General features: G+C 69.2%; 1 protein-coding gene. It reads right to left on the bottom strand.

Annotation, left to right across the window (positions count from 1 at the left end; translation table 11 throughout):
* Positions 1-21: 21 nt before the first annotated feature.
* A complete protein-coding gene (locus tag BJ970_RS30700) occupies positions 22-18,093 on the bottom strand; it encodes a type I polyketide synthase (protein ID WP_184730704.1) in 18,072 nt (6,023 codons plus the stop codon).
* Positions 18,094-18,110 lie beyond the last annotated feature (17 nt).

Genomic DNA, 18,110 nt, shown 5'->3' with positions numbered 1-18,110 from the left:
AGCCGGACCGGGGCGGGGCAGTCAGAGGTTCTGGTCGATGAAACTCATCAATTCCTCCGGTGTGGTGGTGTCGGCGGCCGTTGGTCCCGCTTGGTTCGCGCCCCCGCGCCGTTTCCAGCCGGCGAGCAGGTCGGCGAGACGCCTGGCCACCTGCTCGTGGTCGGACGAAACCTGGCCTTCGACGGCGGTAAGCGCCGCCTCCAGCCGGTCCAGTTCGTCGAGCAGGGAACCGGGCGCGCCCGGCAGCGCCGCGTCGAGGTGAGCGGCGAGCGCGTCCGGCGAGGGGTGGTCGAAGGCGAGGTTCGCGGGCAGCGCCAGGCCGCTCAATGCCGCGAGCCGGTTGCGCAGCTCGACCGCCGTAAGCGAATCGAACCCGAGCTCGGCGAAGCTTCGGTGCGGGTCGAGCGCGGCGGCGGAGGCGTGACCGAGCGTGCCGGCGACTTCGGTGCGCACCACGTCGAGCAGGACTGCTCTGCGCTGCGCGCCGTCGAGCCCGTCGAGCCGGTCCTGGAGCGGAGCCGATGCCTGCGACGGGGAGCGGGGCGCGGTGTTCGGTACCGGCACAAACCCGTGCAGAACTGCGGGAACTGACTCCCGCGAAGCGGACCGCAGCGCCGCCTTGTTGAGGATGAGCGGGGCGACCACCGGCTCGCCGGTGGCAAGGGCCTCATCGAACATCGCGCGACCCCGTGACTCGTCGAGCGGCGTGATCCCGATGCGTGCCAGCCGGCGACGATCCGTTTGGCCCAGCCGCCCCGCCATACCGCCGTCGGCGTCCCACAAACCCCACGCCAGGGAGACCGCCGGTAACCCGGCAGCCCGCCGCACCTCGGCCAGCGCGTCGACGAACGCGTTCGCCGCCGCGTAATTCGCCTGGCCCGCCGCGCCCAGCACGCCCGCCGCCGAAGAAAACAGGACGAACGCGGACAGGTCCATATCCTTGGTCAGTTCGTGCAGATGGCAAGCGGCATCCGCCTTCGGTGCGAACACGGCCGCCAGGCGATCGCCCGACTGCGCGGTCAATGCGGCGTCGTCCAGTGCTCCCGCGCAGTGCACCACGGCGGAAAGCGGCCACTGCGGCGGCACCGACGCGATGACTTTCGACAGCGCGCGCCGGTCGGAGACATCGCACGCGGCGAAGTCGACGACCGCGCCGAGCTCGTGCAGCCGGGCTTCCAGATCGGCCGCCCCCGGGGCATCGGCGCCCCGTCGGCTGACGAGCAGCAGCCTGCGCACGCCGCACGACTCCACTAGATGACGAGCGAATACACCGCCGAGCGCGCCCGAGGCGCCGGTCAGCAGGACGGTGCCCGGACCCCAGGACACCTCGGCATCCCCCGCAGTCGTAGCCACGAGGCGCGGCACGTGCATCTGACCGGCGCGCAATGCGATCTGGGGCTCGCCGGACCGCACCGCGGCGGGCAGTGCGGGCCAGGAGTCAGGGTGGCCATCCGTGTCCACGAGCACGAGGCGGCCCGGATGTTCCAGCTGCGCGGACCGCACAAGCCCCCACACCGCCGCCCCCGGCAGTCGGGGGTGGTCCTCGGTGCTGTCGGTGGCGCCACGCGTCAGGATCACCAGACGCGTCGAACCCTTGTCCGCCAACCATTTCTGCAACGCAGCCAGCACACGCTCCGCCGTGGTGCGGGCGGCCCGGGCGAGGTCACCGTTCACCGCCGGTTCCACCGCGTCGGTCAGCACGATCGCATCCGATGGCGCGGCGGTCAGCGCTTCATCGATGTCGCCGTGCACTGTCACGCGAAGCCCTGCGACGTCGGCGGGAACGTCGGCGGCACCGCCCACGACGGCCCATTGCTGGTCACCGATCTCGGTCTGTGGCTCGAAAGGCTGCCAGTCGAGCAGGAATGAGGGTGCGCTCCGCGCCTGGTGCAGTTGGTCGCTCGTCACCGGGCGACCCACGAGCGAATCGACGGTGGCGACCGGCGCGCCGGAGGAATCCGCCAGATCGAGCGAGAATTCGCCGGAGCCGCGGCGGACGAGGCGCACGCGCAGTTCGTCAACGCCCGCGCGGTGGACCGTGACACCGGTCCACGAGAACGGCAAGCTCGGCGAGTCGCCACCTGCGCTTGCGTGGAGCGCGGCGTCGAACAGTGCGGGGTGGAGGTGAAAGCCCTCGGTCGTGTCGTCCACGCGGACCTCGGCATAGATCTCGTCGCCCCGCGCCCACGCCGCCCGCAGGCCGCGGAACCCCGAACCGTATGCCACGCCCGACTCGACCAGCCGCCGGTAAAGACCCTCGACGTCGATCGACTCTGCATCCTTTGGAGGCCACTGCGTCAGTTCGGCGGGAACACGATCGGAGCCTGTCGTGAGCACGCCTGTGCCGTGCCGCGTCCACGGTTCCTCGGCTCCCTCGGGCCGGGAGTAGACCCCGAGGAGACGCCGTCCGGCGTCGGATTCCCCGGCCTCGACGCGCAGTTGCACCGCCCCATCCTCGGGAAGGACAAGGGGAGTGTCGATCGTGAGCTCGGCCAAATGCGGGTGGCCCGACTGCGAGCCGGCGTGGAGCGCGAGCTCGACGAACGCGGTACCGGGCAGGAGTACCGAGCCGAAGGCGGCGTGGTCGGCGAGCCAGGGATGCGTGCGCAGCGAGACCCGTCCGGCCAACAGCACCCCATCCGAAGAGGGGGAAGCCACGGAAGCCTTCAGCAGTGGGTGGTGGACCGGGTCGAGTCCTGCGGTGTTGAGGTCGGCGTCGGTGGGCTGGTCGTCGAGCCAGTAGCGCTTGCGTTGGAAGGGGTAGGTGGGCAGTTCGGTGGTGTGTGCTCCGGTGTGGGTGAAGTAGTTGTGCCAGTTTGGTTCGAGTCCGTGGGTGAGGAGTGTGGCGAGTGCGGTGTTGAGGGCTTGGGGTTCGGGTTGGTTGTGATGCAGTGAGGGGATTGCGGTGTTGGGCAGGTGCGGGGTGAGGGTGGCGGCGGGTCCGATTTCGAGGTAGGTGGTGGCGTGCTGGCCGAGTGTCGTGACGGCGCGGGCGAATTGGACGGTGTGACGCGCGTGGTGGATCCAGTGGTCGGGGTCGCTCAGGGTGTCGTTGTCGATGAGCCGACCGGTGCGGGTGGAGACCAGCGGCAGAGCCGGGGCCTGGAAGCGCAGGCCGGCCAGGGCTTCGCGGAACTGGGCCAGGATGGGTTGGATGAGCGGGGAATGGAAGGCGTGGGAGACGCGTAGTTCGGTCACGCGGTAGCCGTTTTCTTGCAGTGATCGGGTGATTTCGTTGAGTGTGGTGCGGTTTCCGGAGAGGACGAGTGAGGTGGGGCTGTTGATGGCGGCGACGCCGACTTCGTGCTCGTGTCCGGTGAGGTGCGGCAGGACGTCGTTTTCTGCTGCGGCGACGGCTGCCATGGCGCCGTGGTCGGGCAGGGATTGCATGAGGCGGCCGCGCGTGCAGATCATGGTTGCCGCGTCGGGGAGGGAGAGGAGCCCGGCGATGTGGGCGGCGGTGATTTCGCCGATGGAGTGGCCGGCGAGGACCGATGGCCGGATGCCCCAGTATTCCCATAGTCGGTACAGGGCGACCTGGAACGCGAACAGCGCGGGTTGCGCGTACTGGGTCTGGTTGATCAGTTCGGGGTCTTCGCCGAACACTGCGTCGCGTAGGGGACGGGGTAGGTGTGGGTCGATTGCGGTGCAGGCGGTGTCGAAGGCGTCGGCGAAGGCGGGATAGGTCTCGTAGAGCTGGTGTCCCATGCGGTGTCGTTGGGAACCTTGGCCGGAGAAGACCATTGCCAGGCTGTTCTCGGCGGCGCGGCCGGTGATGACGTCGGGGTTGCTCACCCCCTGCGCGAGCGCGGCAAGTGCCTGGGCGCGTTCATCGAGGTCACCAGCGACGACGACGGCGCGTTCCTCGAACGCGGCTCGCGTGGTGGCCAGCGAGTAGCCGATGTCGGGTACCGATGTCTCGTCGGTGAGGTGGTCGGCCAGCTGCGCGGCCTGAGCGCGAAGGGCTTCGGGGGTTTTCGCGGACAGCACCCACGGCACCACCGGTACAGCGGCATGAGGTTCGGCTGGTGGCGTATCGGGTGCTTGTTCGAGGATGACGTGGGCATTGGTGCCGCTGACGCCGAAGGAGGAGACGGCGGCGCGGCGGGGTCGGCCGGTGTCGGGCCATCGCCGGTTCTCGGTGAGCAGTGCGACTGCGCCCGATTTCCAGTCGACCTCGGGTGTGGGTTGGTCGATGTGGAGGGTTTGGGGGAGGGTGCCGTGCTGCATGGCGAGCGTCATCTTGATGATGCCGGCGATGCCGGCGGCGGCTTGGGTGTGGCCGATATTGGATTTGATGGATCCCAGCCATAGCGGTGCTTGACGGTCCTGGCCGTAGGTGGCGAGGAGTGCTTGTGCTTCGATGGGGTCGCCGAGCCGGGTTCCGGTTCCGTGGGCTTCGACGGCGTCCACTTCGGACGGTGTTAGTCCGGCGTTGGTGAGGGCTTGGCGGATGACTCGTTGCTGGGAGGGTCCGTTGGGGGCGGTGAGTCCGTTGGAGGCGCCGTCCTGGTTGATGGCGGAGCCGCGGACGACGGCCAGCACGGGGTGGCGGTTGCGGTGGGCGTCGGAAAGTCGCTCCAGCACTACGATGCCGACGCCTTCGCCCCAGCCGGTGCCGTCGGCGGTGCTGGAAAACGCCTTGCAGCGGCCATCGGCGGAAAGCCCGCCCTGCCTGCTGAACTCCACAAACGGAGCCGGTGTAGCCATGACGGTGACGCCGCCTGCTAGCGCCAGCGAGCATTCCCCGTTGCGGAGTGCCTGCGCGGCCAGATGCAGCGCGACCAGCGACGAGGAACACGCCGTGTCGACGGTGACTGCCGGGCCCTCCAATCCGAAGGAGTAGGCCACCCTTCCGGAAACCACGCTCCCAGCGCTGCCGTTGACCAGGTAACCCTCGACATCGGGCGGGACGTTGGTGAGCCGTGCGCCGTAATCGTGGTACATGACGCCCGCGAAGACGCCGGTTCGGCTCCCGCGCAACGACGTCACGTCGAAACCGGCGCGTTCGAACGCCTCCCACGAGGTCTCCAGTAACAGCCGCTGCTGCGGGTCCATCGCCAACGCCTCGCGCGGCGAGATCCCGAAGAAGTCCGCATCGAACTCGGCCGCGTCGTAAAGGAAAGCTCCCTCGGCGGTGATGTCCCAGCCGCGATCGGTGGGTAAATGCGCCACCGCGTCGCCGGCGTTCTCAACCAGCCGCCAGAGAGCATCGGGCGAATCGCTGCCACCGGGGTAACGGCACGCCATGCCGACGATGACCACCGGATCGTCGTCGATCGGCGCGGCGGCGGGGGCGCTAGCACCGGCCCGCGACATCCCGGAGAGTTGTTCGTCGAGGTAGCGGGCCAGCGCAGTGGGATTGGGCTGGTCGAATACGAGAGTCGCGGGCAACCGCAGGCCGGTGGCCAGGTTCAGCCGGTTCCGCAGCTCGACCGCGGCGAGCGAGTCGAAACCCAGCTCGCGGAACGCCCTGGTCGCCGACACCGCCTCGGACGAAGCGAGACCGAGCACACCGGCCGCCCGCTCCCGGACCAGGTCGAGCAGGACCGCTGGTCGCCGATCAGCCGGGATGTCGTCCAGCAGGTGTGTTTTTTCGCGTGCGGCCGAACGCCGAACGGGCGCCCGGACGAGATCGCGCAGCAGCGGCGGAACCGGCGACGTTCCGGCGACCAGCGCCGTGGTGTCGAGGCGCAGAGGTACTACCGCCGCTTCCGCTCCGGCGAACGCCGCGTCGAACAGCGCGAGTGCGCTTTCCGTCGGTAGCGCGCCGATCCCGAGACTGGACAGGCGGTGCAGCGCGGTTTCGTCGAGGTCTCCGGTCAGGGCGCTTCGCTCCGACCACAGCCCCCAAGCCAGCGACACGGCCGGTGAACCGCGGTGTCTGCGATAGCGGGCCAGCGCGTCGAGGAAGGAGTTGGCCGCCGCGTAATTCGCCTGCCCGGCGGAACCCACCACACCAGCCGCCGACGAGAACAGGACGAAGGCATCCAGATCGTCGGTCAGTTCGTGCAGGTTGACCGCCGCGTCGATCTTCGGTTTGCAGACCTCGTCGACCAGTTCCGGAGTGAGCGATTCGACGACGCCGTCGGCGAGCACGCCGGCGGCATGGATCACAGCCGTCAGCGGATGCGTGGAAGGCACCTGTTCGAGCAGGGTTTTCAGCTCACGCCGGTCCGCCACGTCACATGCGACGGCCTCCACCTGGGCACCCGCGGCCCGCAGCTCCGCGAGTAGCTGGTCAGTGCCCTCGGCCTGCGGCCCCTGCCTGCTTACAAGCAGCAGACGCCGCACGCCGTGCTGTGCCACGAGATGCCGTGCCAGCAAGCCGCCAAGCGTCCCGCTGCCACCGGTGAGCAGAACGGTGCCGTCCGGATCGAACCTCGGCGCGGGCACTTGCGGAGCGTCGACGCGGACCAGCCTGGGCAGGAGTGCGCGGCCCGCACGCAGCGCGATCTGCGGTTCGCCGTCGGCGACTGCCACCGGCAGCATCCGGTAGGAGTCGTCGGTGCCATCGACGTCCACCAGCACGAACCGGCCCGGGTTCTCGGTTTGCGCGCTGCGTACCAAGCCCCAGACCGCGGCGTGCCGGGTGTGGGCGGGGACCGCGTCCGCTACCTGGACCGCGCCGCGCGTCACCAGCACGAGCCGCGAGTCGGAAAACCGGGGCTCGGCGAGCCAGGCTTGCAGCAGACCCAGCGCATGCTGGGTCTCGGCGTGCGCAGCCGCGGCCGACGGCGTCTCGTAGTCGTCGCGCTGCCTGTCGAGGCGCGCGAAAACCAGGGGCGGAACGTTCGCGGCGGCGAGTACCGGGAGATCCGCGGCGCTGGCCACGTCCACATGTGCGTCCGCGCGCAATCCGGACTGGGGGGTGAATTCGCTCCATTCGATCCGGAAGAGCCCGTCACGCCCGCCGGCCCGGGCAATCGCCGTGAGGTCCACCGGTCGCAAGGAGAGGGCCTCGGCTTCGGCCACCAGTGCGTCGGCGGGGTCGGTGATCACCAGCCGGTGTTGTGCGGACAGGTGGACCCGTACCGTGTCGGCTCCCGTGGCGTGCACGGTGAAGTTCCGCCATGCGAACGGGAGGACGGAGGGCGCTTCGCCCCGGGACAGCATCGGCAGCAGCACTGTCTGGGACGCCGCGTCCAGCAACGCAGGATGCAGCGAGAACTGCTTCGCATCCGCGCGCGCTTCTTCTGGGAGCACGACCTCCGCGAAAACCTCGTCCGCCGACGCCCAAGCAACCCGCAGCCCTTGGAAAGTCGGCCCGTACGCGTATCCGTGCCCGGCGAGACGGTCATAAAGTTCATCGAGTGGCAGTGGTGCAGCGCCGATCGGCGGCCACGGTGCGTCGGCCACTGAGTCTTCGGCTCGGGCGCGAGTGAGAGTGCCGGTGGCGTGCGACGTCCACGGGTCGCTGTCAAGCGCATTCTCCGGTCGGGCATGGATATTCAGCGCGTAACTGCCGGTGCCCTCCGGCACTAGGTGAACCTGGACGTGGATGCCGCCTTCGTCGGGAAGCGGCAGCGGGGCAGTGAGCGTCAGGTCTTCGACGACATCGCAGTCGACCTCGTCGCCGGCGCGCACGGCCATCTCCACGAAGGCCGTGCCGGGCAGCAACACGACACCCGCCACCACGTGGTCGGCGAGCCAGGGGTCGGTTTCGAGCGAAATCCTGCCGGTGCACAGCACACCGCCGTCGGCCAGTGGTACGCACGCGGTAAGCAGAGGGTGCCGCAGCGCATTCTGGCCGGCCGCCGCAAGATCCAGCGCACCGCCGACGCGTGCCTTGGGCCAGTAGTGGGTGTGCTGGAAGGGGTAGGTGGGGAGAGCGGTGTGCGGTGGTGGGGTGGTGTGGGGGGTGGTCCAGGTGGTGGGGAGGCCATGGGTCCAGGCGGTGGCGGCGTTGGTGAGGAAGTGGGTGAGGGTGTCGTTGTCGCGGTGGAGAGTGGGGATGGTGTGGGTGGTGTCGGTGGTTTGTTGGATGGGGTGAGTGAGGACGGGGTGTGGGCTGGGTTCGAGGTAGATGGTGTGGGGGGTGTGGAGAGTGTGGATGGTGGGGTGGAATTGGACGGTGTCGCGGAGGTTGCGGTACCAGTAGTCGGGGGTGAGTTCGCTGCCCGACGCCAGGGTTCCGGTGACGGTGGAGTGGAAGGGGATGGTGGCGGGTTGGGGGGTGATGGGTTGGAGGGCGTGGCGGAGTGCGGTGTGGATGGTGTCGACGTGGGCAGAGTGGGAGGCATAGTCGACGGGGATGCGGTGGATGTGGATGTTGTTGTTTTCGAGTGTGGTCAAGAGTGTGTTGAGGGGTTCGGTGGGTCCGCTGATGACGGTGGAGTGGGGGCTGTTGAGGGCGGCGATGCTGATGTGGGGGTGGTCGGCGAGGAGGTCGTGGAGGGCATCTGCGGGCAGTGCGACCGACGCCATACCGCCCTTGCCGGCGAGGTGGTGGGCGATGAGTTTGCTGCGGAGTGCGGTGATGCGGGCGGCGTCTTGGAGGGTGAGGATGCCGGCGACGCATGCGGCGGCGATTTCGCCTTGGGAGTGGCCGATGACGGCGTCGGGGGTGATGCCGAGGGTGGCCCAGAGTTTGGTGAGGGCGATCATGATGGCCCAGAGGGTGGGTTGGAGGATGTCGACTCGGTCGAGGTGGGTGGGGTTGGTGGTGTCGCGGAGGATGTGGGTGAGGGACCAGTCGACGTGGGGGTTGAGGGCGTGTTCGCAGTCGTGGATGGCTTTGGCGAAGGCTGGTGCGGTGTCGAGGAGTTGTGCGCCCATGCCGATCCATTGGGCGCCTTGGCCCGGGTAGACGAACACGACCTTGTCCACCGGCCCCGCAGCCTCGATCGGGTCGGTTCCGTGGGCGAGTTCGGTCAGTCTTGCCCGCAGCTCGTCCCGGGTGTGGCCCAGGACGACGGCGCGGTGGTCCAGCACGGCTCGGGTGGTGGCCAGCGAATAGGCGACGTCGTGGATGGAGTGCTCGTCGGTCACATGCTCGGCCAGTCGGGAAGCCTGGGCCCGCAACGCTTCCGGGCTTTTGGCCGACAGCACCCAGGGCACCACCGGCTCATCGGCGGGAGCGTCCAAGGTTTCGGTGTCTTGCGGTGCGGCCTCGGCAGCCGGCTGCGATGGTTGTTCGAGGATGAGGTGGGCGTTGGTCCCGCTGATGCCGAACGAGGAAATGGCGGCGCGGCGGGGTCGGCCGGTCTCGGGCCATTGCCGGTTCTCGGTCAGCAGTGCGACCGCGCCGGAACCCCAGTCGACCTCGGGTGTCGGCTCCGTGATGTGGAGGGTTTGCGGGAGGATGCCGTGCTGCATGGCGAGCGTCATTTTGATGACGCTCGCGATGCCTGCGGCGGCTTGGGTGTGGCCGATGTTGGATTTCACCGAGCCCAGCCACAGCGAGTTTTCGCGGTCGTGGCCGTAGGTGGCCAGGAGTGCTTGTGCTTCAATGGGGTCGCCGAGCCGGGTTCCGGTTCCGTGCGCTTCGACGGCGTCCACTTCGGACGGTGACAGTCCGGCGTTGGCCAGGGCTTGGCGGATCACTCGCTGCTGGGAGGGTCCGTGGGGGGCGGTGAGCCCGTTGGAGGCGCCGTCCTGGTTGACCGCGGAGCCGCGGACGATCGCCAGCACCGGGTGACCGTTGCGGCGGGCATCCGAAAGCCGCTCCACGAGCAGCAGGCCGACTCCCTCCCCGGAACCGAAGCCGTCGGCGTCACTGGAAAACGCCTTGCAGCGGCCGTCCGGAGACAGTCCGCCCTGCCGACTGAACTCGATGAACATGTGCGGCGTCGCCATCAGCGCGACACCCCCGGCGAGCGCCATCGAACACTCGCCCCGGCGCACCGCCTCCGCGGCCAAGTGCAGCGCGACCAGCGACGACGAGCATGCCGTGTCTACGGTGACGGCAGGCCCTTCCAGCCCGAAGGTGTAGGCCACCCGGCCGGAGGCGACACTCGCGGTCGTGCCGGTGAGCAAATAACCCTCCAGCTCCGGCGCGGTATCGACGACCCGGGACTGATAGTCCTGGTAGGAAAGACCGACGAACACCCCGGTGTCCGTGCCGCGCAGGCTGTGCGGGTCGATCCCGCTGCGCTCGAAGGTCTCCCAGGACGTTTCCAGCAGCAGCCGCTGCTGCGGGTCCATCGCCAGCGCTTCGCGGGGCGAAATCCCGAAGAAACCGGCGTCGAAACCGGCCATGTCGTGGAGGAATCCGCCACGACGGGTGACCGAGGCGGCGAGCCGTTCGGGATCCCAACCGCGGTCGGCCGGGAAGTCGCCGATCGCGTCCCCGCCTGCCGAAACGAGCCGCCACAACTCCTCGGGTGAGGTCACCTGCCCCGGATACCGGCACGCCATACCGACGATCACCACGGGTTCCTCGGCACCGGACGCCGTCACCGTGGAGTGCTCGTCCGCGACTTCCGAACCCACCAACTCCGCTTCGAGAAAGCGTGCCACCGCGCCCGGTGTCGGGTGATCGAAAACGAGGCTGGACGGCAGCCGTACGCCGACCTCCGCGCTGAGCCGGTTGCGCAGTTCCACACCGGTCAGCGAATCGAAACCGGTTGCTTGGAAGGGACGTTCGGTGTCGATGCCATGCGCGTCGGCGTGGCCGAGCACGGCCGCGACCTGGGTGCGCACGAGGTCGAGCAGGGTCGCCGAACGTCGCTGCGGCGGCATCGACCGCAGCCGGTCGGTTAGCGGCTGGTCATCGGCTTTCGTCCGGCCGCCCGCGCCCGCGTCGATCAACGCCCGAACTTGCGGCAGGTCCTCGATGAGCGGGCGCCGGCGTGCCTCGGAGTAGGCGAGGAAAAAGCGTTCCCAGCGTATGTCGGCGACCATGACGGCGGCGCGTGGCTCGGCCGAGCCCCCGGACAGGATCGTCAACGCCTGGTCCGGAGACAGGGTGGGAACCCCGTGGCGGCGGAGCCGGTCGGCCACCGAGGCCCCCGCCATCCCATCCCCGGCCCACGGTCCCCAGGCGTAGGCGGTGGCCGGTAGGCCGAGCGCGCGGCGGTGTTCGGCCAGGGCGTCCAGGTATGCGTTGCCGGGCGCGTAGTTTCCCTGGCCGGGAATGCCGAGCACACCGGAGATCGACGAGAAGAGAACGAAATCGTCCAGATCCAGATCGAGGGTGAGTTCGTGCAGGTGCCGGGCGCCTTCGGCCTTCACGCGCAGCACCCGGTCGAGTTGGGCGGGGGTGAGTGCGTCGATGACGGCGTCGTCGAGGGTGCCCGCCGCGTGGATTACCGTGGTCAACGGGACCGCGTCGGGTAGTCCCGCGAGCAGGGCGGCCACGGCCGCACGATCACCGATGTCGCATGCCACGATGCTGACCTGGCTGCCCAGCGACCGGAGTTCGTCGGCGAGCGCTTCGGCACCGGGGGCGTCCGGCCCCCGCAGCGAGGCGAGCACCAGGTGAGCCGCCCCGTCCTGCGCCAGGCGGCGGGCGACCTGGGCCCCTAGCGCGCCGGTGCCGCCGGTGATCAGAACGGTGCCGCGCGGCGGGCAGCTCGTGCGCGCGACCGGCGGGGAAGAAGCGGGGAGCACGCGGCGTGCAAACGTCCCGGACGCGCGGATAGCGACCTGGTCTTCAACGGACTGCGCGAGGGCCGCCAGCAACCGGGACAGCGAGCGCTGATCCGGCTCCTCGGCCACGTCGATGAGGCCGCCCCAGCGCTCGGGCTGCTCCAGCGCCACCACCCGGCCGAACCCCCAGATCTGGTTCTGCACCGGTCGGCGCGGCGCGTCCGAACGCCCGACACCCACCGCACCGCACGTCACGTTCCACAGCGGCACTTTCAGATCAACATCGGCAAGCGCTTGGATCAAAGCCAGTTTGGCTGCGAGGCAGCGCGGGAGCGCGGGAGATTCCGGCTGTGGCGCGTCGTCGAAGGCGAGCAGCGACACGATGCCGTTGATGCCGTCCATGTCCTGCAACCGTGCGCCGAGGATGTGCCGGTCGGACTCGCTGTCGGTGTCCAGCCACAGCTCGGTGACCTCGGAACCACTGGCCCGCAACGCCTTCGGTAATGCACGTGCCCACGGGGTTTCGCGGCGGCTCTCCGGCAGCACGACCAGCCAGGAGCCGGTGGGCGTCGAGGTGCCCAGCGTCGTCAACGGTTTCCATTCGACCGCATAGCGAAGTGCGCGCAGCGCCGTGCTTTCACGATTGCGCCGACGCCACTGAGCCATTGCCGGCAGAGCCTCATCGAGCCATGACGGGCCGGGCTCCGCCGCGTTTTCGCCACTGGGGTTTTCGCGACTGGGGTTTTCGTGACTGGGGTTTTCGCGGCTGGGGAGGCCGAGCACGTCGGCGAATGCGGCGGTGTCCTGGGTCTCCACCGCGTTCCAGAACCCGAAGTCGTCGGACTGCTCGATGGCCTTGTCCGGTTTTTCGGGCCAGTAGTGGGTGTGTTGGAAGGGGTAGGTGGGGAGGGGGGTGTGTGGTGGTGGAGTGGGGTGGAGGGCGGTCCAGGCGGTCGGGAGGCCCTGGGTCCAGGCGGTGGCGGCGTTGGTGAGGAAGTGGGTGAGGGTGTCTTTGTCGCGGTGGAGGGTGGCGATGGTGTTGGCGGTGTCGTTGATTTCTTGGATGGGGAGGGTGAGTACGGGGTGTGGGCTGGGTTCGATGAAGGTGGTACGGGGGAAGACGAGCTTTTCGACGGTGGGGTGGAATTGGACGGTGTTGCGGAGATTTTGGTGCCAGTAGTCGGGGGTGAGGTGAGTACCGGGTAGTGGTGTGGTGGTGACCGTGGAGTGGAAGGGGATGGTGCCGTGGCGTGGCGATATGGGTTGTAGGGCTTGGCGGAGTTCGTTTTTGATGGTGTCGACCTGGGTGGAGTGGGAGGCGTAGTCGACGGGGATGCGGCGGGTGCGGATACCCCTTTGTTCCAGCATTGTGAGCAGTCGTTCGAGGGGTTCGGTGGGTCCGCTGATGACGGTGGAGTGGGGGCTGTTGAGGGCGGCGATGCTGATGTGGGGGTGGTCGGCGAGGAGGTCGTGGAGGGTGTCGGCGGGTTGGGCAATGGTGGCCATGCCGCCGTGGCCGGCCAAGTGCTCGGCGATGAGTTTGCTGCGGAGTGCGGTGATGCGGGCGGCGTCTTCGAGGGTGAGGATGCCGGCGACGCATGCGGCGGCGATTTCGCCTTGGGAGTGGCCGATGACGGCGTCGGGGGTGATGCCGAGGGTGGCCCAGAGTTTGGTGAGGGCGATCATGATGGCCCAGAGGGCGGGTTGAAGGATGTCGACTCGGTCGAGGTGGGTGGGGTTGGTGGTGTCGCGGAGGATGTGGGTGAGGGACCAGTCGACGTGGGGGTTGAGGGCTTGTTCGCAGTCGTGGATGGCTTTGGCGAAGGCTGGTGCGGTGTCGAGGAGTGTTGCGCCCATGCCGATCCATTGGGCGCCTTGGCCCGGGTAGACGAACACGACCTTGTCCACCGGCTCCGCAACGCCCCGGACAAGCCCGTCGACCTGCCGCCCAGCGCTCAGTGCGGCCAACGCGCCGGCTCGGTCGGGGCCGAAAACGGCGGCCCGGTAGTCGAATTCCGGACGCGTGGTCGCGAGTGCCATCGCGACTTCGACCGGGTCCGCGCTCAGCCGACTCTGCAACCGTTCCGCCTGAGCGCGCATCGCGGTCTCACTGTGCGCGGAGAGCAGCCACGGCACGGCGGATTCGGCCACCGAGGAGTCAGCGCAGATGCGCGGCCCAGCAGACGGCGGTGCTGCCTCGACAGGCGGCCGTGGTGGTTGTTCGAGGATGAGGTGGGCGTTGGTCCCGCTGATGCCGAACGAGGAGATGGCGGCGCGGCGGGGTCGGCCGGTGTCCGGCCATTGCTGGTCTTCGGTTAGCAGCGCAACCGCGCCGGAACTCCAGTCCACGTAGGGCGTGGGCTCATCGATGTGGAGGGTTGAGGGGAGCGTGCCGTGCCGCATGGCCTGCACCATTTTGATGACGCCGGCGATGCCTGCGGCGGCTTGGGTGTGGCCGATGTTGGATTTCACCGAGCCTAGCCACAGCGGGATTTCGCGGTCCTGGCCGTAGGTGGCTAGGAGTGCTTGTGCTTCGATGGGGTCGCCGAGCCGGGTTCCGGTTCCGTGTGCCTCGACAGCGTCTACTTCGGACGGTGTCAGTCCAGCGTTGGTGAGGGCTTGGCGGATCACTCGCTGCTGGGAGGGTCCGTGGGGGGCGGTCAGTCCGTTGGAGGCGCCGTCCTGGTTGATCGCGGAGCCCCGAACGATCGCCTGCACCGGGTGACCGTTGCGGCGGGCGTCCGAAAGCCGCTCCAGCACGACGATGCCGACGCCTTCGCCCCAGCCGGTGCCGTCGGCCATGCTGGAAAACGCCTTGCACCGGCCATCGACGGACAGTCCGCCCTGCCGACTGAACTCCGTCAAGATGCCCGGCGTGGACATGATGGTCGCACCGCCCGCCAGCGCCAGCGAGCATTCGCCATTGCGGAGTGCCTGCGCGGCCAGGTGCAGCGCGACCAGCGACGAGGAACACGCCGTGTCGACGGTGACCGCCGGGCCTTCCAGGCCGAGTAGATAGGAGATCCGCCCGGAGGCCACGCTCGTCGTGCTGCCCGTCAACCGGTAGCCGTCGGTCCCGTCCGCGGGCTCATGCAGCCGAGGGCCATAGTCCTGGGCCATAAGACCGACGAATACCCCGGTGTCGCTGCCGCGCAACTGCTGCGGGTTGATCGCCGCGCGTTCGACGGCCTCCCACGCGATCTCCAGCAAATGCCGCTGCTGCGGATCCATCGCCAGCGCCTCGCGCGGCGAGATCCCGAAGAACTCGGCGTCGAAACCGGCGATGCCGTGCAGGAAACCGCCGCCACGGGCGACCGAGCCGTCCGGTCCGCCGCCCAGCAACCGGTCCAGGTCCCAGCCCCGGTCCGCCGGGAAGTCGCCGATCACGTCCCGGTGGTCGGCGACGAGCTGCCACAGATCCTCGGGCGAGGCCACCTCACCCGGATAGCGGCAAGCCATGCCGACGATCGCCACCGGATCGTCGCCGCCCACCACAGAGCTCCCACGCACCGTTGCGGCAGTCGTCCGCGCGCCGCCTCGCAGCTGCTGCTCAAGATGCCGCGCCAGCGCCGTCGGCGTGGGGTGGTCGAAGACCGCGGTCGGCGGCAGCGCCACGCCGGTGGCCTTGGCCAACTCGGCGCACATACCCGCCCCGACCGCCGAAGTCAGCCCCTGATCCCGGAATGTGACCTCGGCACTCACCTGCGCGGGATCCCCGTACCCCAAGGCCACGGCCGTGTGGCGGCGAACCAGGTCGAACAGGACGTCCGGCATCCCCTCCGAGCCCGTCTCGCGGAGCTTGAGTTCGAGCGCCGTGAGGTCCTCGTCGGATTGCTCGGACACGCCGTCGAACCAGTGGCGGGTGCGCTGGAACGGGTAGCTCGGCAGCGGAATCCGCCGTGCGCCGGAGCCACCGAACACGGCCGTCCAGTCGACCGGCAGACCATGAATCCACGCTTCGCCGGCGGAGGCGAGCAGGCGGGTGAGCGTGCCGTCGCCGCGGTGGAGGGTGCCGATGACCCCGGCCGGAATGCCCGATTCCTGCGCTGTCTCCTCGATGCGGACCGTGAGCACCGGGTGCGGGCTGGGTTCGATGAACGCGGTGCTGTCCCGGATCAGGCTCTCGATCGTGGGGTGGAACAGCACGGTGTTGCGGAGATTGCGGAACCAGTAGTCGGGGGTGAGTTCGGTGCCGGACACCGGGGTTCCGGTAACGGTGGAGTGGAACGCGATCTCGCCGACGGGCGGCGTGATCGGCGCCAGAGCCCGCCGGAGATCGTCTTCGATCGCGTCGACGTGGGGGGAGTGCGAGGCGTAGTCGACCGGCACGCGGCGGACCCGCACTCGGATGTTTCGGTTCTCCAGTACCTTGAGCAGTCGCTCCAGCGGATCCGACGCGCCACTGACCACTGTGGACCGAGGGCCGTTGAGTGCGGCCACGCTGATCTCGGGATGGTCGACGAGTATCTCGCGCAGGGCATCCGCAGGCAGGGCGACCGAGGCCATGCCGCCCTTGCCGGCCAAGTGCTCGGCGATGATCTGGCTGCGCAACGCGACGATGCGGGCGCCGTCGTCGAGGCCAAGGATGCCGGCGACACACGCGGCGGCGATCTCGCCCTGGGAATGGCCGACGACGGCGGCGGGGCGAACGCCGAGCGCCTGCCAGACGTCGGCAAGACCGATCATGACCGCCCACAGCGCCGGCTGCACCACATCGACCCGATCCAGTTCCGCCGCGGCGCCGGCGCCGCGCAACACCTCGGTCAGTGTCCAGTCAACGAATGGCGCGAGAGCCTGTTCGCAGCGGTGGATGGATTCGGCGAACACCGGGGAGGAGTCCAGGAGCCCGGCGGCCATGCCCACCCACTGCGAACCTTGCCCGGGAAACACGAAAACTCCGACCCGGTGGCCCGTGGCTCGCCCCGAACGGACCAGCTCGGCGGGCTCCCCGGCGGCCAGCGCCGAGAGACCTGCCGGCGCGGCTCCCGTGGCCGTCCGGTCCGCGCCCAGCACCACGGCGCGGTGCGCCAAACCAGACCGCGAGGTGACCAGCGACCACCCCACGTCCACCGGCGAGTTGTCGTCGAGCGCGGGTGCGAGGCGGGTGGCCTGCGCGCGCAACGCCGCCGCGCTGGCCCCGGACAGCACCAGCGGCACCGGCGTGGCGTCGGAATCGGCTACCACCGGGGCTTTGGTGCTCGTTTCCGGGGCCTGGCGCGATGCCGAAAGCGGCGGCGCGGACAGCACGACGTGGCAGTTCGTGCCACCGACCCCGAAGGAACTCACGCCGAACAACGCGGAGCGGTCGGCTACCGGCTCCACCGTGCTCTGCACCCGAAGATTGAGCTCCCGCAACGGAATCTGCGGATTGGGTGTGCCGAACCCCGCGGTCGGCACGAGGATGCCCGCGCGAATGCACAGCGCGGTCTTGATGAATCCGGCGATGCCCGCGGCCGCCTCCAGATGGCCGATGTTCGACTTGATCGACCCCACCCGCAGTGGGCTCGCGGGCCCACCGGCGGCACCGATCGCCTCGCCCAGCGCGGCGGCCTCGACCGGGTCTCCGACGCTCGTGCCCGTGCCGTGCAACTCGACATAGGCGACATTGCCCGGGTCGGTGCGCGCACGCCGGTGGGCGGCCCGGATCACCTCGGCCTGCGCCCGCTGCGTGGGCGTCGACAGCTGGTCACCGCCCCCGTCATTGTTCACCGCGCTGCCGCGAAACACGCAGTAGACCTCATCCCCATCGGCGATGGCGGACGCCAGTGGTTTGAGCACGACGGCACCGCCGCCTTCGCCCTGGCCGAAACCGTTCGCCCGTGCGTCGAAGACGTGGCACCGCCCGTCGGGGGACAAAGCGCCGAAGCGGTGGGCGGCGATCGAATGGTGCGGCGCCAGCCGGAGAGCGACGCCACCCGCGATCGCGACGGCACAATCACCTCTGCGGAGGCTTTCCGCGGCGACGTGGACAGCCACGAGCGAGGACGCCTGCCCGGCATCGACGACAAGACTGGGGCCATTCGCCCGCAGGAAGTACGAAACGCGGTTGGCGACGATGCCGCGCAAGGAGCCGGTGAACGTGTGTGGCGTGATCGAATCCGGGCCCCGCTCGCGGATCAGCATGCCGTAGTCGTCGCCCGCCACGCCGACGAAGACGCCGAGCGCGCTGCCCGCGACGGACTTGCCGGGGATTCCGGCATCCTCAAGCGCTTCCCAGCCGAGCTCCAGCAGGAGCCGTTGCTGCGGGTCCATCATCGCGGCCTCGTGCGGCGAGATGCCGAAGAAGGCGGCGTCGAAGCCGGCGACATCGCCCAGGAACGCGCCCTGCCGGATGATGCTGGCCTCATCCGGGCTCAGGGCGTCCAGCAGCGACCGGTCCCAGCGCCCTTCCGGGACCGGCGAATCAACCGTGGCACCCGAGGTCAGCAACGACCACAGCGCCGTCGGACCGTCCGCGCCCGGGAAGCGGCAGGACAATCCGACGACGGCGATATCACCCTCGGACGGGTGCGCTGGCCCCCGCGACGCGGGAACGGCGCAATCCTCGCTCCAGACCGACACCTCGTTCCCCCTCTTTT

Source organism: Saccharopolyspora phatthalungensis (assembly GCF_014203395.1).
Classification (GTDB): domain Bacteria; phylum Actinomycetota; class Actinomycetes; order Mycobacteriales; family Pseudonocardiaceae; genus Saccharopolyspora; species Saccharopolyspora phatthalungensis.
Note: the sequence above shows the minus strand (reverse complement) of the source record. Positions and strands in the feature narration are given on the sequence as shown.